A 20,888-nucleotide genomic window follows, 5' to 3' on the forward strand; every position below is an offset into this window, starting at 1 on the left:
CTTGGAGCCTTGTCAGTAGATGGGAACTTTTGTAAAATTATTATATCTGGTTATTGGATAAATTTCAAAAAAATAGATAAACAAAGAGTAAATAAATGACAAAAACAAAGTATTTATTATATGAATTTAAACAGTATAAAAATAGTAAATATCTCTATTGGTACAAAACTGATAATAAATACTTTGCACAAACAAAACCACCTAAAAATATACTTGATAAAATAACAACTTCAAAAAAAGAGGTAAACAAAGGAGATATTATCTTAAATCCTTGGAAAGAGTGGAATACAAACGATATTCAAAGAATCATCACAAAAGATGGTGTTTGTATAAACTATCTAAAATCTACAGATGATATTTATATTACAAAACAAGAAGATTTGAAACTTCTTGAAGTTTATAGCTTCTTAGTTGAGAATTTTGATATATCTAAGTCTTTTGGTTTTGATGAGATTAAAAAATGGCATAAGATGATATTTGAAACTATATATCCTTTTGCTGGTAAACTTCGTACTGTAAATATGAGTAAAGGAAGTGGAGCAGATGCTTGGCAGTGGCGCTTAGAGTTTTTAAATGCTTTGCCTGATTTTGATAAGTTTTTAAAAGAAGTTACTAAAAAAGAGTATGAAGATATTGATACCATTTCAAAAGATTTATCAAAATTAATATGTGAGTTTTTATTTATACACCCATTTCGTGAAGGAAATGGAAGAGTAAGCAGACTTATATGTGATATTATCTTAGCTAAAAATGGTTTGCCAATGATTGGATTAAATTTGAAAAAAAGTGATAATTATATACAAAGAGTACATAGTGGATATGAATGTGACTATGAACCTATGAAAGAGTTACTGAAACAAAAGATTGAAGAGGAACTTATGAATGAATAAGTTTATAGTGTTCGTTAAGCTCTTTTTTTGTGATTTTAGAACCTTCAACTTTAGCAGAACTATGAACAGAGTTTACAATCATTTTTCTTTTTTTAGTAACAGAAGAGAAGTGTTTGTTACTATTTGCAATAGTTTTTTTCATAAAAATATAATCCTTTCAAGTATCTTGTATTATACTATAACAAAAGTAAATAATCAAGGAAAAAAACTTGATTTAAATAGTTTAGGAATAGAATTTTGAGTACCCAAAGTGAAGCAATATTAGAAGAAAATCTTATCAAACAACTTGAATCTTTAAAATATGAAAGAGTTGTTATAGATGATGAAGAAAAGTTAGAACAAAACCTAAAAAGACAGTTAGAAAAACACAATAAAACAACATTTTCAAATAATGAGTTTAAAAAGATACTAAACTATCTACAAAGTGGAAGTGTTTTTGAAAAAGCAAAAAAACTAAGAGATAAGTATGTTTTAAATAAAGATGATGGTACAAACTTTTATATGAGATTTTTGGACTCTGAACACTGGTGCCAAAATCTATTTCAAGTAACAAATCAAATCAGTGTAAATGGAACTTATAAAAATAGATATGATGTAACTATTTTGATAAATGGTTTTCCTTTAGTACAAATTGAGCTTAAAAGAAGAGGTTTAGAGCTAAAAGAAGCTTTTAATCAAATCAACCGTTATCAAAAACACTCTTATGGAGCAAATAGTGCATTGTTTCAGTATATTCAAATCTTTGTTATAAGTAATGGAGTAAATACAAAGTATTACGCCAACAATAAAAAACAAACATTCAAACAAACTTTCTTTTGGGCAGATAGTGAGAATAACAATATCAAAAATATAGAAGAGTTTACAAGCTCTTTTTTAGAAAAATGCCATATCTCAAAGATGATATGCAAATATATAGTATTAGCTCAAGTTGATAAGATACTTATGGTACTTAGACCTTATCAGTTTTATGCAGTTGAAGCTATAATTGAGCAAGTTACTACCTCTACAAGAAATGGATATATTTGGCATACAACTGGAAGTGGTAAAACTTTGACCTCTTTTAAAACAGCACAAGTACTTGTAAAACTTCCAAAAGTTGATAAAGTTGTATTTGTAGTAGATAGAAAAGATTTGGACTTTCAAACTACAAAAGAGTTTAACTCTTTTAGTGATGGAAGTGTAGATGGTACAGATAATACTTCTACTTTGGTTGAACAATTTAGTGATGATACCAAACTTATAGTTACAACAATTCAAAAGTTAAATACAGCTATTAAAAAAAGAAAATACATAGAACAAATGTCAAGACAAAAAGATAAACATATAGTTTTTATCTTTGATGAGTGCCATAGAAGCCAGTTTGGAGAAACACACCTAAATATAAATAATTTTTTTACAAACAATCAAATGATAGGTTTCACAGGAACACCAATATTTAAAGAAAATGCTATGGGAAATAAGCTAGGCAAAAGAACAACAGCAGATTTATTTGATAAAAGACTTCATAGATATGTAATAACAGATGCAATAAATGATGAAAATGTTTTGAAATTTTCAGTTGAATATATAGGAAAATATAAAGAGAAAGAAAATAGTGAGACAAATATTGATATAGAAGTTGAAGATATAGACACACAAGAGTTACTTCAAAGTGATGATAGAGTTGAAAAGATAGTAGATTATATCATAGCAAATCATGGTAGAAAAACCCACAATAAAGATTTTACTGCGATGATGACAGTAAGTAGTGTTGATATGCTTACGAAATATTATGAGATTTTTAAGAAAAAACAGCACAATTTAAAAATAGCTACTATATTTTCATATGCAGATAATGAAGAAGATAAAAATGCAGATGGATTATACGAATCAGATGGTGCACATATAGATGAAGAACATATAAACAAACACAGTCGTGAAAAGCTAGATGAATATATCAAAGATTATAATAAAATGTTTGGCACAAAATATAGCACCAAAGATAGTAAAACTTTTTATAACTACTATAATGAACTTTCAAAAAGGGTGAAAAAAGGCGAAGTTGATATTCTTCTTGTAGTAAATATGTTCCTAACAGGCTTTGATAGTAAAAGATTAAATACCTTGTATGTGGATAAAAACTTAAAGTATCATGGACTTATACAAGCTTTTAGTAGAACAAATAGAATACTAGATGAAGTGAAATCTCAAGGAAATATTGTATGTTTTAGAAACATAAAAAAAGCTTGCGATGATGCCATAGCACTTTTTTCAAGAAGTGATGCAAAAGATATTATTTTGATGGAACCATATGAACAGTATGTTAAAAAGTTCAATGAAGCCTATGAAAGACTAATAAAAATAGCCCCAACTGTTAGTAGTGTAGATACTTTGATAAGTGAAGATGATAAATTGGAGTTTATTAAAGCATTTAGAGAGCTAATGAGAATAAAAAATATCTTAGAAGGATTTAGCGATTTTAAATGGTCTGATTTATCTATGAGTGAACAGATGTTTAATAACTACTTATCAAAATACTTAGATATGAGACCAAGAAGAGGGGAACAAGGCGAAAAAGTATCTATCTTAGAGGATATTGATTTTGAATTAGAACTTATACATAAAGATGAGATAAATGTAGCTTATATATTAAAGCTCTTAGCTAGATATAAAGATTCAAGTGAAGAAGAACAAAAAAAGCAAAAAGAAAATATCTCAAATATCTTGACAAACAATCCACAACTAAGAAGTAAAAAAGAGTTAATAGAGAAGTTTATCAATGAAAATCTATATGCAATAAATGAAGATGATATAGATGAAGAGTTTGATAAGTTTTGGGAAGAGCAAAAAGACAAAGCATACAAAGAGTTATGTAATGATGAAAACCTTGATTGTAAAAAAGTGCGAAGAGTTGTAGACAAATATATTTATGAGCAAAGAGTGCCATTAAAAGATGAAATAGCAAGTACACTAAAAGTAAAACCAAAACTACTTGAGCGAAAAAAAGTGATACCAAGAGTATTAGATAAGATTGTAAGTTTTGTAGAGAAATTTTATGATGATATAGGAACACAAACTACTATAAACAATGATAATTATTCAAATAGTGTTGAAGAACTAAATGTTGCTCAACCAAAACCAGAGTATAATAGTCAAGTTTTTTATTGATTTATATCATAAAAATTTAATTTTAATGTGTTATTATTATAAACAAATAATAAAAATAAACTTGACTTATTTAATAAGGATTATAACATGAGTGAGATTCATGAGTTTTTTAACAGACAAATAAAACTTTGGGGTGAACAAACACAAGATAGTTTACAAGATAAAAAAGTAGCTATTATTGGTAGTGGTGGACTTGGATGTTCTTTAGGTATTGCACTTGGTGCTTCTGGTATTGGTGAGTTTGCGCTTGTTGATTTTGATGAGGTTGGTGTTCATAATATACATAGACAAATTGGGTTTAAAGTAGGTGATGATGGAAAGTATAAAGCAGAAGTTTTAAAAGAACTTTTAGAATCAAGATGTCCTTATACAAAAGCAACTGCTTATGTTGAGGGTTTTGATGAGTTTGCAAAAAGAGAATTAGAGTTTGATCTAATCATTGATGCAACTGATAACTTACCAACAAGAGCTGCTATAAATGAGTATTGTATAAATCATAAACAACCATGGATTTATGGAACAGTTGAAGAGTTTCATGGTCAAGTTTGTTTTTTCAAAGAAGCATCTTATGAAGCAGTATTTCAAATAAATGACAGAAAACCAAATGGTATTGCTTGTCCTATTGTAATGCATATTGCTTCACTTCAAGCAAATTTAGCTATTAGATACCTAACAGGACTTCCTGTTAAAAAAGATATTTTATACTATTTATCTTTTGATGAAGAGGGTGTTTTAAACACTAAAAAATTCAACCTTCCAAAAAGTTAATTTAGGTTAAATCCTAAGTTAACTTTATATATAAAAATCTTACATAACCAGTTTATAAGCACTATTTAGATATACTTCCCAAATTTTAACTACATTAATGGGGAACTATTTATTATGCCAAAAAGAGAAGATATCAAGACTATTTTACTTATCGGTTCAGGTCCAATTATTATTGGTCAAGCTTGCGAGTTTGACTACTCAGGAACACAAGCTACAAAAACATTAAAAGAGTTAGGTTATAGAGTTGTACTTATTAACTCAAACCCAGCTACAATTATGACTGATCCTGAGTTTGCAGATAGAACATATATTGAACCTATTACAGAAGAGGTTGTTGCAAAGATTATCAAGCAAGAGAATATTGATGCAATTTTACCAACGATGGGTGGGCAAACAGCTCTAAATGTTGCTACTTCTATGTATGATAAAGGTATGCTAGAAGGAATAAAATTCTTAGGTGCAAATCCAGAAGCTATTAAAAAAGGTGAAGATAGACATCTTTTTAATGAAGCAATGATTAAAATTGGAATGGATTTACCAAAAAGTAAAAACGCATATAATCTTGAAGAAGCTATTGAGATTGCAAAAGAGATAGGGTTTCCTGTAATTAGTAGAGCTTCGTTTACACTTGCTGGTGGAGGTTCTGGCGTTGCTTATAATATGGAAGAGTTTAAATCTCTTGCAGCAGCAGGAATTGAAGCAAGTCCAATCAATGAAATTGAGATTATGGAATCAATGCTTGGTTGGAAAGAGTATGAGATGGAAGTTATTAGAGATAGAAAAGATAACTGCATTATCGTATGTTCTATTGAAAACTTAGACCCTATGGGAGTTCATACGGGTGATTCTACTACAATTGCACCAGCACTTACTTTAACAGACAAAGAGTATCAAGATATGAGAAATGCATCTTTTGCAATTCTTAGAGAAATTGGAGTTGATACAGGTGGTTCAAATGTACAATTTGCCATCAATCCAGAAACTGGAAGAATGATTGTAATTGAAATGAATCCAAGAGTTTCAAGAAGTTCAGCACTTGCTTCAAAAGCTACTGGGTATCCTATTGCTAAAGTTGCAACTTTACTTGCAGTTGGTTTTACACTTGATGAAATTCAAAATGATATTACAGGAACAACAGCATCTTTTGAGCCAGTAATAGATTATATAGTTACAAAAATTCCACGATTTACTTTTGAAAAATTCCCTAAAGCAGACTCTACACTATCAACAGGAATGAAATCAGTTGGTGAAGTTATGGCTATTGGTAGAACATTTAATGAGTCAATTCAAAAAGCACTTTGCTCTATGGAGACTGGATTAGTAGGTTTTGATCCAATTTGTGATGACTTAGAAAAAATCAAAGCAGAAATAAGAAGACCAAACTCTGAGAGATTAAGATACCTAATGGATGGTATGAGACATGGTCTTTCAAATGAAGAGATTTTTGAACTTTGTGCAATTGACCCATGGTTTTTAGGTAAATTCAGACAAATTGTAAATATTGAAAAATCAATAAATGAATCAATCTTAACAGATGAGTTAGCAATGAGAAATGTAAAAGCAAATGGATTTTCAGATGCTATGATTGCTAATCTTTTAGAAAAATCAGAAGAAGAGGTTTATGAAGCAAGAAGAGCTATGAATATTCATTTTGAATATAGTGAAGTTGATACTTGTGCAGCTGAGTTTAAAGCACTTACACCTTACCTTTACTCTTCAACAAATGTACATAGCCTACCAAAAATTGAAAAACCAATAAGTGATGAAAAGAAAGTTCTAATTATTGGTGGAGGTCCTAATAGAATAGGGCAAGGTATAGAGTTTGATTATTGTTGTGTGCATGCTTCATTTGCATTAAAAGAGATGGGAATCAAAACAATTATGTACAATTGTAACCCTGAAACAGTATCAACAGATTATGATACATCAGATGTTTTATATTTTGAGCCAATAGATTTTGAACATGTAAGAAGTGTAATAGAAAATGAAAAACCAGATGGTGTAATAGTACACTTTGGTGGACAAACACCTTTAAAATTAGCAAATGCATTAACAAACGCAGGAGCAAATATCATAGGTACAACTGCTGAAGTTATTGACTTAGCAGAAGATAGAAAAAAGTTTTCTACATTTGTAGAAAAAGCAGAACTATTACAACCAGAAAATGGAACAGCAGTTGAAGTTGAACAAGCAATTGAAATAGCAGAAAAAATAGGTTATCCAGTACTTGTTAGACCATCATTTGTACTTGGTGGAAGAGGAATGAAAATTGTTTATTCAACTGATGAGTTAAAACAATATATGGATGAAGCAGTTTCAGTATCAAATGATGCACCTGTATTAATTGATAAGTTTTTAGATAGAGCGATTGAGTTAGATGTAGATTGTATTTGTGATGGAAAAGAAGTATATATTGGTGGAGTTATGCAACATATCGAAGAAGCAGGTGTTCACTCTGGGGATTCTGCTTGTTCATTGCCACCTGTATCAATTGATGATGAACTTATCAAAGAACTTGAAGATAAAACTAAAAAAATGGCTTTAGAACTTGGAGTTGTTGGTCTTATGAATGTTCAATATGCAATTCATAAAGGACAAATTTATCTAATCGAAGTAAATCCAAGAGCATCTAGAACTGTTCCTTTTGTAAGTAAAGCAACAGGTATGCCATTGGCAAAAGTTGCAACTAGAGTTATGTGGGGAGAAAACCTAAGACAAGCTCTTGATGTATATGATAAAAATATAGTTTATGAAGACAATGGTGTATTAAAACCAATATTAAAAGACCATATTGCAGTAAAAGAAGCAGTTTTCCCTTTTACAAAACTTAGTGGTTCTGATATGCTTTTAACTCCTGAGATGAAATCAACAGGTGAAGTAATGGGTATCTCAGATAACTTTGGTGAATCTTATGCAAAAGCACAAAGTGCAGCAAAAAATGACTTACCAACAAGTGGAAAAGTGTTTATTTCATTATGTGATTTAGATAAAGAGTATGCTCCAAGAATTGCACAAGGACTTGTAAATGAAGGCTTTACAATTGTAGCAACAGGCGGAACACACAAAGTAATTAGTGACGCTGGAATTGAGTGTGAAAAAGTTTTAAAAATCAGTGAGGGAAGACCTAATATAACTGACTCTATTACAAATGGAGAAATAGCACTTGCATTAAATACAAGTGATGGAAAAGAGTCATCAAAAGAAGATGGAAAAAATATAAGAAGAACAGTTCTAAAAACAAACACTCCTTATGTTACAACAGCAGCAGCTGCACTAGCTTGTGTAGAAGCAATGAAATCACTAAAACAAAAAGATGGAGTTTCAGTTAAGTCTATACAAGACTTCTTAAACGACTAATGAATTCAAAACTAGTATATTTAGTACAAACAGATACAACAGTTGGCTTCTCATCAACAGATGATGAGAAGCTTTCAAATTTAAAAAAGCGACCCACAACACAAAAAATACTTCAAGTAGTAGATAGTTTCACTACGTTAAAACAATTTACAAGAATTCCAAAAAAACATAAAAAACTAATAAGAAAAGCAAAAAAAACTACATTTATTTATCCAAATACACACTCATTTAGAGTTATACCAAAAGATGATAAGTTTTATGATTTTGTAAAAAAGTTTAAAAATATATACTCAACTTCAGCAAATATCACTACAAAAAATTTTGATAAAGAGTTCGCTATTAATAGTGCAGATATAGTAGTTGAAACAAAAGAAGGCTTTAGTGAAACTACATCTTCATCTATTTATTTACTAAAAAAGACTAAACTTAGGAAAATTAGATAAAACTAGTAAAAGATTTTAAAAATAATTTAAATTTTAAAAATATTTAAGCAAAGTAAAATTAAATCTAAAATATAATTTTAATCTTTATGACCCTGTCGTCTAGTGGCCAAGGACCTCAGGATTTCCTCCTGATGACGCAAGTTCAAATCTTGCTGGGGTCGCCAACCATTTTATGGGCTTCGTAGAAGTTTTAAAGAATAAAAAAGTTCACTAGGTGATACTTCGGGTGATACTTTTTTTAATGAATTTATATTTAAAATTTTAAATTACCCTAGTAAGTACACAATTACCCCTTAATATATTTTACAATTACTCCCTAGTAATTATACAGTTACCCATTAGTAAAATATAGAGTTATCCCCCAGTAATTATATAATTACCTCTACATCTTTATATATTCTATTTCACGGTATCTAAATTATATATTTTGCTACATATACAGAGTTACAATTACATTAGTACATATAAAAAGTACATTTACAGTTAATTTTATTGCAGTAATTTTTATAATTGTTTGAGTATTTTTTACTTTAAATCTTTTAAAGACGATTAGAATATATATGAGATAATAGGGAAAGGGAAAGATAATAAAATGACTTTAGATATGCAAAATCAGCTTCTGATAGTGGTATAGAGTCCATTGAGAATTTATATAATATATGATAAAATTTAATGTTATTAAAATTAAAGGCATTTAGTGAGTCAATTGTATCAACAAAGATTAGCAAAATTAAAGAGGGAACTTTCTATAGAAGTAACTAAAAGAAAAAAGAAAAAGAAAAAGTTCACGCCTAATCAACAAATAATGATTGATTTTATTAATAATGTCACTAAAAATGCAACTTTTTATATAAAAGATATGAAAATAATATTAAGAAAAGGACATAGTGGAGCAGGTTTTCAACATATATTAGAAAAACACTATTGTAATGAATGTCCTGGAAAAATCACATTAAGTGATATTCTAAATATGGATTTAATAATACAAAGAGGCTTAAAACTAAATAGTGTAGGTGTAACAAATCCTGATAATATTGTAATCAATTATAAAAATAGAGATAAAGAACATAATATTATATTGAAATCAGAAAAAGAGAATGAATTAGTTGTTTCTTTTTACAGTATTAATTAAATTGGAAGAGAGACGATATATCTTTAAACCTCCACGGGTAAACTAACGCAGACTATCGTAACCCCTCTTCACTAATAGAAGACATTTCTGTCATCAAATACACTATATGTGTACTTTGTGATAGAAATGATATAGTAAAATTATAGTAAAATATTCATTAATTGTCAATGACTGGATATTAAAGTCAAGTTTTAACTGAATCAAAGAATTAAATAAGAGAAAAGTATGGAAGTTTAATTACTATTAGGTTTTTTAAGAATTTCTTTATCTAAAAAGTTGAGAGAGTGTTCCACTTATATGAAATTCTTTAGTATCTTTATATTCTCCATTTAAAAAATGATCTCTTGCTTGAGCAGGTAAATCTTTATTATTTTGAAGTAGTGAAATATATGTAAATAATTTTGCACTATTTGTTGGATTTAGTTGAGCTTTTTTTAAATCTTTTGTAAATGTTTTGTGTACTTTTATTTCAAGCACCTAAATCCTTTTTTAAATCACTTAAATCAACTTTAGCATATTTTTTAGTTACTTTTTTTTGTTTGTCTTAAAACTAGCTAAGCATTACATAATTTTTCCTAGTTGAATATATAATTATTTTATTTTTTATCTTTATTTCTAGATATAAAAAATATTAAAATAATTGCAACAAAAAAAGTTAAACTAATTTCCCAGTTATCTATAATACTATCAAGACCTGGATTATGAAAAACCTGCATATCTTTAATCCTTTCACTTTATTGTAATTGTATATGCACATTTATTTTTGACTTTTATAATTTAAATTTTATTTTCTAAAAATCATGTATTTGCATTAATAGGTTTGTACTATACCCTTTTTTTTCTTATATTTATTCATATTAGTTGTATTTTAAGTTCTTTTATTTGTTTTGAAATTTTTTGATTTTTAAGTTTTTATAAACTTTAGTAGATTTTAATTAGCAAGATTTTTTTATTTACATTATTTAAAAAAGCATATCTTAATAAATATCTAAATTTTATACAATTTTTATACATATTTATCTATTAGTATTAAAATAAATAATAAATAATTTAAAATATTTATACTATAAATAATAAAATATTGTCTGTTAAGTAGAATTTTTTTAAGTCTAATTAAATTGTTTTTAATAGTGAAAATCATAAACTTTCACTCTTGTTAAATCATACTAATCTTATTAAGGTTATAAATATTTTGATAAATTATACTTTTTAATCTTGCTAAATTAAAAATAATAATTGTGAAAATATAATTCAAAAAGTTACAGAAATTATAAATAAATAATAAAATTTTATAATTTGATATAAAATAAAACAAAGTTTAATTATAATTTAATAATGAAAAAGTTGAGATTTTTACACACATCAGACTGGCACTTAGGTCAAAACTTTATGGGCAAAAGCAGAATAGAAGAGCACAAAGCTTTTTTGTTTTGGCTTTTAAATACAATAAAAGAAAATAATATAGATGTATTACTTGTATCAGGAGATATTTTTGATACAGGAACACCACCAAACTATGCACTTGAACTTTACTACAATTTTTTAAAACAATTATCACAAGTAAATAGTTTAAATACCACAATTATAACAGCTGGAAATCATGACTCAGTCTCCACTTTAAAAGCACCAAAGCAACTACTTGAAGCACTAAATGTGCATGTGGTAGTAAATGGCGATGAAGATGAAAATATAATCATACCTATAAAAGAACCTCTTATAGAAAATGCAGAGACTAAAGCAATAGTTTGTGCAGTTCCTTTTTTAAGAGATAGTGTTATCAGACAATCACTTGCTGGAGAAACTGTAAGTGACAAAGAAAAACTTGCAAACAATGGTATCAAAGCTTATTATGAAAAAGCTTACAATAAAGCAAAAGAAATAAACTCAAACATTCCAATCATAGCTATGGGACACTTGACAACTGTAGGCGGTCGCACAAGTGAAAGTGAAAGAGATATTTATATAGGTGGAACACTTGATATTGGTGGGGATTATTTAGCTAACATGTTTGACTATGTAGCTTTAGGACACTTGCATATAAATCAAAGAATTGGAAACGAACATGTAAGATACTCAGGCTCTCCAATACCACTTAGTTTTAGTGAGTCTAAAAATACTCAAAAAGTAAATCTAGTTACTATAAATGATAGTGCAGATGAAAATGTAAAAGTAGAAGAGTTAGAAGTACCACTTACAAAAAAACTACAAGTTATCAAAGGTGATTTGGAAACTATCAAAAAAGAGTTAAAAGCTATCGAAGATAAGACAACATGGATAGAAGTTCATATAAAAGATGACAACCCAATGTTTGCAAATACAGAAATAAGAGAATTAGCTACAAAACTGGAGCTTATAATTCTAGCAGTTAAAATAGAAAAAAGTGAAAAACAATTAAGAGCAAAAGAGTTAAAAGCTATAAGCTTAGATGAACTAAGTGTGCAAGAGGTTTTTGAAAAAAGACTAGACTTAGAAGAGATAGAAAATAGTGAGTTTAAAGAGCAGTTATCACAAACTTTTAATGAAGTAGTTTCAAATCTTCATGAAAGTGAGCAAATCTAATGAAGATACTAAAAGTAAAACTACTAAATATAAACTCCCTAAAAGGTGAGTTTGAAATAGACTTCCAAGAGTTTTTAAATGATGTTTCTCTTTTTGCCATAACAGGACCAACAGGAGCAGGAAAAAGTACAATTCTTGATGTAATCACTTGTGCCTTATATGGAAGAACAGCAAGACTAACTAATCCAAATGACTTGATGAGTAGACACACAGGTGAGTGTTTATGTGAAGTTGAGTTTGAGATAAAAGGCAAAATATATAGAAGTTCTTGGGCGCAAAAAAGAGCAAGAAAAAATCCAAATGGAAACTTCCAATCTGCAAAGATGGAGATAGTAGAACTTGAAACAAATAAAATACTAGAATCATATCTTTCAAAAGTACCAAAGGTTGTAGAAGAAATTTCAGGGCTTGATTTTGATAGATTTGTTCAATCTATGATGTTAGCCCAAGGAAGTTTTGATGCCTTTTTAAAAGCCAAAGAAAACGAGCGTTCAAACCTACTAGAAAAGATTACTGGAACATATATCTACAAACAAATCTCACAAAGTATCTATGAAACATATTCTCAAAAGAAAAAAGAGATAGAATCTGATGAAATAGCACTAGGAAGTATAGAACTTCTAGAGCCAAACATAGTAGAAGAAAAAACAAAACAACTAGAAACAAACAGAAAAGAAAAACAAGAACTAGATAAAAAAGAGACTGAACTAAAAAAACTATCAAACTACTTAGAAAATTTAGCAAAGCTAGAAGCAGATAGCCAAAAATACAGCCAAGAGTTCGAACAAATAAGCAAAGAAAAAGAAGACAACAAAGAGCAGTTTACAAAACTAGAACTAGCAAACAAAGCTATAAGAATACAAGCTTTGAACCAAGAGAAAAACCAACTAACAAATACAATCACAAATGATAAACAAAGTTTAGAATCTTTGCAAAAAGAAGATAAAGAGTTAAAAGAACAAATCCAAACAAAAGAGCAAGAGTTTAAACTCTCAAAAGAAAGCCTTGAAAAAGAGCAAACAACATACAACGAAAACTATAAAAAACTAAAAGAGTTAAGAACTATAAAAACACAAAGTGATGGTAAAAACTCTTTATATGTAGAAAAAAGTAAAAAAATATCACAACACCTACAAGAGTTAGCAAACTATTTTGAGATAGCATTTGAAACACTTCTAAATGATGAAACACAAATAGACAATTTATACAAAAACTTCTCATCAAATCTTGACACAAAAAAAGAGCAATTAGATACTCTAATAGAACAATACAAAGCCCTAGAAACCAAAACAAAAGATATAAACCAAAAAGAACAAAACACAAGAGCCAAACTAAAAGAGATAGAAGCACTTCTAAAAGCTCTAAGTGATTATGAGATACTGCAAGAGCAAATCACGCAAGAGCAAAACAAGATAAAAGAGTACAACACTAAAATAGAATCACAAACAAAACTAAACGAAGAAAAAACAAAACTGATAAACCAAATAAGTGAAACTCTAAACACACTAAAACAAACAAGAGAAAAAGAGCTTCTTATCAAAAACTACGAGCAAGATAGAGCCAAACTAAAAGATGGACAAGAGTGCTTTTTATGTGGTTCAAAAGAACATCCATATATAAATCACTCTTTAAATATAGATATTGATAAAACAACAGCTAAAATAAAAGAGCAAGAAAACTACCTACAAGAGCAAAACAGTGAACTAAATAACGCTCAAATAAACCTAGCCAAACTTAGCTCAAAACTTGAAAGCTCAAACCTAGAAATACAAAAACAACAAACCACAAAAGAGCAAATAGAAGAGTACTTTAAAACAAATGATTTCAAACTACAAGAAGACTCAAAAGCCACAATACAAGAGCAAGTGCAATTTTGCGAAAACCAGCTAAAAGAGTATGTAACTTTAAGAGAGCAAAAAGAGTCTTTACAAGCAAAAAAAGAGTCTTTACAAACATCTTTAAATAAAGAACTGCAAAAACAACAGCAGATAAACACAAGCATAAATACTATAAAAGAGTTAAAAGAGGAACAATCAAAACTAAAAGAAGAGATAACAAAGCTTCAAACCCAAAGCAAAAATATCTTAGATGTAGAAGATTTAGACCTTTTTGAGAAAAATATCCAAGAGAATTTAGACACTGTTTCAAAACACTTCAACAGTTTGCAAAACCATCTTTCAAGCCTAAAATCAAAAGATGAATCCCTATCAAAACAGATAATCCAACTAAACAAAAAACAAGAAGATGACAAACAAAACCTAGTAAGCATAAAAGAGAAATTTGAAAAAGCTTTAGTAGAGTATGGCTTTAGTTCACAAGAGGAGTTTGAAAAAGCAAACCTACCAAAAGAGGAGTTTGAAACCCTAACAAACCTATGTAAAACTATAGAAGAGAAATACACACAAATACAAACTCTAAAAACAGACACAAACAAAAAACTAAATGAACACAAACTCTTAGAAAAAGAGATAAATCCTACAAATCAAAATAAAGATGATATAAACAAAGAGTTGCAAAACCTACAAAGCACAATAGACCAACTACAAGAAACCATAGGAAGTATCTCAAAAGAGTTAGAGATAAATACTCAAAATATAAAAAAATCAGAAGACAAAATCAAACAACTTGAAAAGAAAAAACAAGCCTTCCAAGTATGGGTAAAACTAAATGATATGATAGGCTCAAGCCAAGGGGATAAGTTCGCCAAATTTGCCCAAGGTATAACCCTAGACCAATTAATCTACCTAGCAAACAAACACTTAGAAATCTTAAGCCCAAGATATGAACTTCAAAGAAACACAGAATCAAACAAACTCTTAGATATAGAGATAATTGACGGCTTCCAAGGAGACGCAGTAAGAGGTGTAAACACACTCTCGGGAGGAGAAAGCTTCATAGTAAGTCTATCTTTAGCCCTTGGACTATCAAGCCTAGCAAGCCAAAAGATAAGTATAGACTCACTTTTCTTAGATGAAGGGTTTGGAACACTAGATAGCGATAGCCTAGAACTAGCACTAAATGCACTAAATCAGCTACAAAGTTCAGGAAAGATGGTAGGTGTGATTTCCCATGTGGAAGCACTAAAAGAGCGAATTCCATTGCAGATAAAGGTTGAGCCTAAGAGTGATGGGACGAGTGAGTTGAATTTTAAGCCAGGAGGAATAAATTGAAATTACTATATATACATATTGAAGAAGACTACAAGCATATAAAAGCTGGTGGTTATTATTTAGATAGAGAATTTATTATTAAAGAATTCATTCCTAGAGGTAATAAAAAGATTGAACTAGAAAGAAACACAAATTATCATCATCCTTTTAATAATAACTTGAATAATATTTCTTGTATTGTAGGTAAAAATGGAATTGGTAAAACAACTTTTTTTGAATTACTTATAGCTCCTTTGTTATGGCGATTAGATGGCGAAGTTTTATTAGGAAAAATTCATTTATTATTCTATGATGAAATCGAGGAATTTTTTTATATCGAAAGTTATATAAATAATGCAAGGTATTGGAATTTAATTGTCGATGGAGAGGAAAAAAATATTTATAAAAATATTTATACTCAAAATAGAAATGATAAGAATCAAAGATATGATATAAATGAATATGCTTTTTCTGTGATGCCTTTTCAAATGAATATAATTTTTCATAGTCTTTCACCTTTTGATAGAATTTATGATTTATTGAAAATGCAATTATTTAGTGCATCAAGTGGACAAATAGGACATTATCAAAAAAGATTAAAATATATAGGCATTAAACAAATTGAAAAAGATGAAACATCCTATGAGTATATGACATTAATAAATTTAATTTCAGTATTGCTTGATGAAAAATCTCAGACAATGTTTAACAAACTAGGTTATGAGTATGGGAAGATAGAAATTGCTATTAAGAATGATGATTGGGGAATAGGTTTATCTTTACCTCCATTTAATAAATTTAGTGGTGAAATGCAAAAAATAATTAAACCTTTATTTACAGAAGATAGTTATTCGGAATTAGAGGAAAAATTATATTTTAATTTAAGTGCAGATAGATTTAATGATTTATTTTTTAAAGAACTTTTGTATAAAAGTATAAAAATTGATACACAAGAAAACTTTTTAAATTTACTGCATTCTGTTTCTAAAGTGAGTGGTGAGGAACTTACATCAGAAAATGTCATTGAATTAATTTATAAATATTTTAAGAATATTAACTCTCCTGAAGATATAAAAAAATTCTCGAATAAAGACCTTTATGAAATTGTAAATATATCTTTTAATAATAAGGAAGATATAGCAAAATTAAATAGATTTGATGATAATGAATATTTATTAGAGATACTCAAAAGTGATATTTTTTTAAATTTATTAAAGTATATTAAAAGATTGGCAAGAAAGGGACTTATCAGTTTTAAAATGAATTTATTTAAAAATGACAAAACTTTTGATTATATAAGATTAAGTTCAGGAGAAAAAACTCTTTTGTCATACTTTGCTAATATTTTAGGACGAATTAGGGAGTTAGATGATATTCAAGCATCTGATTCAACTTATAATAATGTTCAGAATAAGACATATCTAATTCTTATTGACGAAGTAGAATTACACTTACATCCTGAATGGCAAAGAAATTTTATTAAGCAACTTAATGATTTTTTTACTTATGAAGATAATAGTAAAAAATTTCAATTTGTCATTGCTTCTCATTCACCTTTTGTTGTTACTGATATATATGATGAAAATATAGTTTATTTAGGTGGAAAACCTGATTCAAAAACTTTTGGTGGAAATATCTTTGATATATTTAAAGATGATTTTTATGTCAGTAATTCAATTGGAGCTTTTAGTGAAGATATAATAAAAGACTTATCTGAGGTGTTATATGTATTATTTGCTATGAAAAAAGGAAGTCGTGAGAATAACTTTTTTATGATGAGAGATTATTTTGATTTAATGTATGAAACAGATGATAAAGATAAAGAAAATGAAGAGCTTTTAGAGGATTTAAAAAACTATTTAAGAGGAAATGATAATGATAAATTTATTAAAGTTTCTAATAATAGATTTATACCTTTTGAAACTGAAGCATTTACTGAGATGCAGTCCATAATAAATAATATAGGAGAAGATGTTGTCCAAAACCATCTTCAAAATATGTTAGATTACTTAAGAGAATAAAATGACTAAGATTAGTAAAAAATTTGAAACAGAATTATTAAAATATTTTCAAAAAGAAACTTATTGTAGTAATAAAAAACTTTTAGATGTTGATTATGGATTTACCACTATTCCTCAAAGAACAAAAGACTTTCTTAAAAACTTGACATTTGAAAATAACTATAAGATTTCAAGTGATACTTTTCAATCATCTTATGAAAATAATAAACAGATAATAGAAGATTTTTTTATTTCACTTGAAACATCATATGGAACAAATAGTAGAGATATATTTATTAATACTTCAAAGAATGACACAGTTCAGAAAACTCTTGATACTAATGAAGAACAAGTAAAAGTGATTAAGAAGTTTATATTAAAAAAATATTCAAGTATGTATACAAATTTCAGAAAAACTTACGGAAAAAGATATATTGAAATGACAGGTGATAATATTTGTCCTTATTGTTATCGAAGTTATATTAATGTGATTGAATCTGATGAAGGTACAAAGTCAATTACACCTGATATAGACCACTTCTTTCCAAAATCAAGGTATCCTTTCTTATCTGTATGTCTTTCCAATTTAATTCCATCTTGTCTTTTTTGTAATCAAAGGGCTAAAAATGATGAGGATTTTTATCAGTCATCAGTCTATCCACCTGAAAAAATATTTGATGAAATAGAGTTTGATTATGATGTGTATTTAAACAAAATTTATATTAAAAATTATAACTATTTAATGTCAAAACCTGAATATGAAATGCATTTAAATACATTTCTAATACAAGAAACATATGCTACACATACTGAAGTTTTAAAAAGTATTATTAATAAACATAGAAAATATAAAAAATCGAAAATTGAAGATTTAACAAAAAATACAATTGGTTTATCAAGTCTAGATATAAAAAAAGTAGTTTTTTATGAGTATGAATTTATGAATAAAAAAAGAGAATTGTTATATAAGTTAAAAAAAGACTTATATAAAAAAATTGTTAAATGATGCATTAAAGTTTAAAACAATGAACCTATCTAAATCCCTCTACACAAAAGGCATCCAATGCCCCAAAGCACTTTGGCTTAAAAAATATAAGCCAAATGTACTAACACCACCAGATGAACAAGCACAGGCTATATTTGAAACGGGAAATATAGTAGGAGACTTAGCTTGCGAGCTTTTCCCTGCTGGAAAAGAAGTGCCATACACTATAAATTATGATGAGATGATAGCTACTACAAAAAAGTGGATGGAAGAGGGTATATCAAATATCTACGAAGCTACTTTTAACTTTAATGGCATACTTATCATGGTAGATATTTTAAAAGTAGAAAGTGATGGTGTATCTATCTATGAGGTTAAAAGTTCTACTGAAGTAAAAGATATATATCTTCATGATGTATCTATTCAGTACTATGTTTTAAAAAACTTAGGTTTTAGTATAAAAAGTGCAAGTGTAGTACACATAAACAATGAGTATGTAAGAGGTGAGTCTTTAGAGTTAGACAAGCTTTTTAAGATCGTTGATGTCACAAGTGAAGTGCAAAGTTTACAGTCAAACATCCCAAGCATATTAAAAGAGTTTGAAACCTATTTAGAAGATAAAGTAAATGAGCCAGATATAGATATAGGAAAATATTGTAACAAACCTTATGAGTGTGATGCTAAAAACTATTGTTGGAAAGTACAAAGACAGATACCTGAGTACTCTATCTTTAATATTTTCAATTTAGGAAGTAAAAAGCAAGTTGAACTGTACAATCAAGGTATCATAGATATAGAAGATATCCCAGAAGATTTTGACCTCACTGCAAATCAAGCTCAAGCAGTAGAAAACTACAAATCAAAAGTAAGCTACATAGACAAAGAAAATATCAAAGCCTTTTTAGAAAAACTCACATACCCAATCTATCACTTAGACTTTGAAACCTATCAACAAGCCATACCTCAATACAAAGGAATCAAACCCTTCGAGCAAATTCCTTTTCAATACTCACTTCATATTGAGTATGAAGATGGCACTTTGGAGCATAAAGAGTATTTGAGTCAAGATAGTATAGATAGTAGATATGAGTTAGCACAAAAACTATGTGAAGATATCCCAAGTGATGTTACAGTACTAGCTTATAATATGAGCTTTGAAAAAGGTGTGATAAAAAGACTAGCCAACCTTTTCCCTGACCTAAGTATTCATTTATTAGCCATAAATGAAAATATGCAAGACCTAATGATACCTTTCCAAAAGAAATGGTATGTAACACCAAGTATGCAAGGAAGCTACTCTATCAAGTATGTATTGCCTGCATTAGTTCCAGAGTTTGAAAAAGCTTACAAAGAGTTAGAATGTGTACAAAATGGAAGCCAAGCTATGAATGCCTTTGCAAATATGAGTAAGCTAGATGAGGTAAATAAAGAGAAAATGAAAACTTCACTTTTAGAGTATTGTAAACTTGATACTTTAGCTATGGTGAAAATATTAAATAAATTAAAGGAGACATAATGGCAGGAGCATATGCACACTTAACAATAGTGAACAAAGCATGTACTGAAAGTGAATTAGAAGAGTTAGGACTTAGTAATGATGCCCTTATAGCATTAGAAGAATATACAACTTTTATAGAGTTAGGTTCTGTTAGTCCAGATTATCCATATCTGGCAATTACAGAAAAACATAAAAAATGGGCAGACTCAATGCATCTAGATATGAAAACAAAATCTTTTATTTTAAAAGGTATCGAAGAGGTTAAAGCAATAAAAAATGAAGAAGATAAAAGAAAAGCTTTTGCATGGCTTTGTGGACTTACAGGACATATTATTACAGATGTAGTTATTCATCCTGTTGTTGAATTAAAAGTTGGTCCATACGAAGGAAATGAAGCAGAACACAGAAACTGTGAAATGCATCAAGATGTTTATATCTATAAAAAGATTACAGGATATGGAGATATTTCTGAAACTGAACAATTATCTTTGTTTGGTAAAGAGTGTAGTCATGAAGGAGATACTGACAAGTTAAATAAAGTTATCTCTTCAGTATAGGGGAAAATGCTTGAAGAATTAAATAAAGAAGAATACTTAACCAACAAACCAGAATTTGATACGTGGCATAGTAGATTTCATAATTTAGTATCAACAGTAGAAGAGACACAAAACTTTCCTACTATATCAAGACATGTCATAGGATTAGATGGTGGAATAATATATCCTAAATCTGAAGAAGTTAACATTGAAGAGTATATTGAGAATCTAAAAGTTCCAGGTAACAAAACTATGCATTATGATGATATTTTTAATAAAGCTGTATTACAAGTACAACAAACATGGAAGGTTTTAGATGAATCAGTATATGGCAATGGAAATAGTCATTTAGAATATTTTGCAGATTGGAACTTAGATAATGGTAGAACATCGTCTGATGAATTAGAGTATTGGGCATAAAAGG

At 28.5% G+C, this 20,888-nt stretch carries 15 protein-coding genes and 1 tRNA gene; 14 read left to right on the forward strand and 2 right to left on the reverse strand.

Annotation, left to right across the window (positions count from 1 at the left end):
* Positions 1–95 precede the first annotated feature (95 nt).
* Positions 96–890: a Fic/DOC family protein gene (locus ACAN_RS06090; protein ID WP_099334206.1), complete on the forward strand. Its 795-nt coding sequence runs from the start codon at positions 96–98 to the stop codon at positions 888–890.
* On the opposite strand, the gene ACAN_RS13965 is transcribed toward ACAN_RS06090, so the two are convergent.
* A complete protein-coding gene (locus ACAN_RS13965; RefSeq protein ID WP_164969344.1) occupies positions 877–1,032 on the reverse strand; it encodes a hypothetical protein in 156 nt (51 codons plus the stop codon). The genes ACAN_RS06090 and ACAN_RS13965 overlap by 14 nt on opposite strands.
* Positions 1,033–1,127: 95 nt before the next feature.
* Between ACAN_RS13965 and ACAN_RS06095 the strand changes: the two genes are divergently transcribed.
* The 6 genes from ACAN_RS06095 (at position 1,128) to ACAN_RS06120 (ending at position 9,737) form a co-directional block, all read left to right on the forward strand.
* Entirely contained in the window at positions 1,128–4,037 is a 2,910-nt protein-coding gene (locus ACAN_RS06095) for a type I restriction endonuclease subunit R (RefSeq protein ID WP_099334207.1), read from the forward strand.
* A gap of 87 nt (positions 4,038–4,124) precedes the next feature.
* Positions 4,125–4,805, forward strand: coding sequence for a HesA/MoeB/ThiF family protein (locus ACAN_RS06100; protein WP_191282169.1), 681 nt, complete (start codon positions 4,125–4,127; stop codon positions 4,803–4,805).
* A 114-nt stretch (positions 4,806–4,919) separates the two neighbouring features.
* Positions 4,920–8,162 (forward strand): carbamoyl-phosphate synthase large subunit, encoded by a 3,243-nt coding sequence (gene carB, locus ACAN_RS06105; RefSeq protein ID WP_079577282.1) that lies wholly within the window; start codon positions 4,920–4,922, stop codon positions 8,160–8,162.
* Positions 8,162–8,605, forward strand: coding sequence for a Sua5 YciO YrdC YwlC family protein (locus ACAN_RS06110; protein WP_099334208.1), 444 nt, complete (start codon positions 8,162–8,164; stop codon positions 8,603–8,605). The genes carB and ACAN_RS06110 overlap by 1 nt, the downstream gene beginning before the upstream one ends.
* A gap of 88 nt (positions 8,606–8,693) precedes the next feature.
* Positions 8,694–8,769 (forward strand) — tRNA-Glu (locus ACAN_RS06115).
* A gap of 533 nt (positions 8,770–9,302) precedes the next feature.
* The gene (locus ACAN_RS06120) at positions 9,303–9,737 is read left to right on the forward strand and encodes a hypothetical protein (protein ID WP_079580117.1); all 435 of its coding nucleotides are present in this window, start codon (positions 9,303–9,305) and stop codon (positions 9,735–9,737) included.
* A 264-nt stretch (positions 9,738–10,001) separates the two neighbouring features.
* On the opposite strand, the gene ACAN_RS06125 is transcribed toward ACAN_RS06120, so the two are convergent.
* On the reverse strand, positions 10,002–10,214 hold the full coding sequence (locus ACAN_RS06125) for a type II toxin-antitoxin system mRNA interferase toxin, RelE/StbE family (protein ID WP_099334209.1): 213 nt from the start codon (positions 10,212–10,214) through the stop codon (positions 10,002–10,004).
* Positions 10,215–11,081: 867 nt separating this feature from the next.
* On the opposite strand from ACAN_RS06125, the gene ACAN_RS06130 reads away from it, so the two are divergent.
* Genes ACAN_RS06130 through ACAN_RS06160 form a run of 7 tightly spaced genes read left to right on the forward strand, consistent with a single transcriptional unit; the run spans position 11,082 to position 20,884 of the window.
* On the forward strand, positions 11,082–12,296 hold the full coding sequence (locus tag ACAN_RS06130; protein WP_099334210.1) for an exonuclease SbcCD subunit D C-terminal domain-containing protein: 1,215 nt from the start codon (positions 11,082–11,084) through the stop codon (positions 12,294–12,296).
* Positions 12,296–15,466: an SbcC/MukB-like Walker B domain-containing protein gene (locus tag ACAN_RS06135; RefSeq protein ID WP_099334211.1), complete on the forward strand. Its 3,171-nt coding sequence runs from the start codon at positions 12,296–12,298 to the stop codon at positions 15,464–15,466. The genes ACAN_RS06130 and ACAN_RS06135 overlap by 1 nt, the downstream gene beginning before the upstream one ends.
* Positions 15,463–17,466, forward strand: coding sequence for an AAA family ATPase (locus ACAN_RS06140; RefSeq protein WP_099334212.1), 2,004 nt, complete (start codon positions 15,463–15,465; stop codon positions 17,464–17,466). The genes ACAN_RS06135 and ACAN_RS06140 overlap by 4 nt, the downstream gene beginning before the upstream one ends.
* Position 17,467: 1 nt before the next feature.
* The gene (locus tag ACAN_RS06145) at positions 17,468–18,451 is read left to right on the forward strand and encodes a hypothetical protein (RefSeq protein ID WP_099334213.1); all 984 of its coding nucleotides are present in this window, start codon (positions 17,468–17,470) and stop codon (positions 18,449–18,451) included.
* Between the two features lie 19 nt (positions 18,452–18,470).
* Complete coding sequence (locus ACAN_RS06150; protein ID WP_099334226.1) at positions 18,471–19,946, forward strand: DUF2779 domain-containing protein; 1,476 nt, start codon at positions 18,471–18,473, stop codon at positions 19,944–19,946.
* Positions 19,946–20,485 (forward strand): zinc dependent phospholipase C family protein, encoded by a 540-nt coding sequence (locus tag ACAN_RS06155; RefSeq protein WP_099334214.1) that lies wholly within the window; start codon positions 19,946–19,948, stop codon positions 20,483–20,485. The genes ACAN_RS06150 and ACAN_RS06155 overlap by 1 nt, the downstream gene beginning before the upstream one ends.
* 6 nt (positions 20,486–20,491) lie before the next feature.
* Positions 20,492–20,884, forward strand: coding sequence for a hypothetical protein (locus ACAN_RS06160; protein WP_099334215.1), 393 nt, complete (start codon positions 20,492–20,494; stop codon positions 20,882–20,884).
* Positions 20,885–20,888 lie beyond the last annotated feature (4 nt).

The sequence above is a fragment of the Malaciobacter canalis genome (genome assembly GCF_008000835.1).
GTDB classification, from domain to species: Bacteria; Campylobacterota; Campylobacteria; order Campylobacterales; family Arcobacteraceae; genus Malaciobacter; species Malaciobacter canalis.

Excerpts from the sequence above, each read along its gene's own strand:
- ACAN_RS06160 (WP_099334215.1), top strand. The coding sequence starts at position 20,492 with ATGCTTGAAGAATTAAATAAAGAAGAATACTTAACCAACAAACCAGAA.
- ACAN_RS06100 (WP_191282169.1), top strand. The coding sequence starts at position 4,125 with ATGAGTGAGATTCATGAGTTTTTTAACAGACAAATAAAACTTTGGGGT.
- ACAN_RS13965 (WP_164969344.1), bottom strand. The coding sequence starts at position 1,032 with ATGAAAAAAACTATTGCAAATAGTAACAAACACTTCTCTTCTGTTACT.
- ACAN_RS06150 (WP_099334226.1), top strand. The coding sequence starts at position 18,471 with ATGAACCTATCTAAATCCCTCTACACAAAAGGCATCCAATGCCCCAAA.
- carB (WP_079577282.1), top strand. The coding sequence starts at position 4,920 with ATGCCAAAAAGAGAAGATATCAAGACTATTTTACTTATCGGTTCAGGT.
- ACAN_RS06110 (WP_099334208.1), top strand. The coding sequence starts at position 8,162 with ATGAATTCAAAACTAGTATATTTAGTACAAACAGATACAACAGTTGGC.
- ACAN_RS06145 (WP_099334213.1), top strand. The coding sequence starts at position 17,468 with ATGACTAAGATTAGTAAAAAATTTGAAACAGAATTATTAAAATATTTT.
- ACAN_RS06155 (WP_099334214.1), top strand. The coding sequence starts at position 19,946 with ATGGCAGGAGCATATGCACACTTAACAATAGTGAACAAAGCATGTACT.
- ACAN_RS06090 (WP_099334206.1), top strand. The coding sequence starts at position 96 with ATGACAAAAACAAAGTATTTATTATATGAATTTAAACAGTATAAAAAT.
- ACAN_RS06135 (WP_099334211.1), top strand. The coding sequence starts at position 12,296 with ATGAAGATACTAAAAGTAAAACTACTAAATATAAACTCCCTAAAAGGT.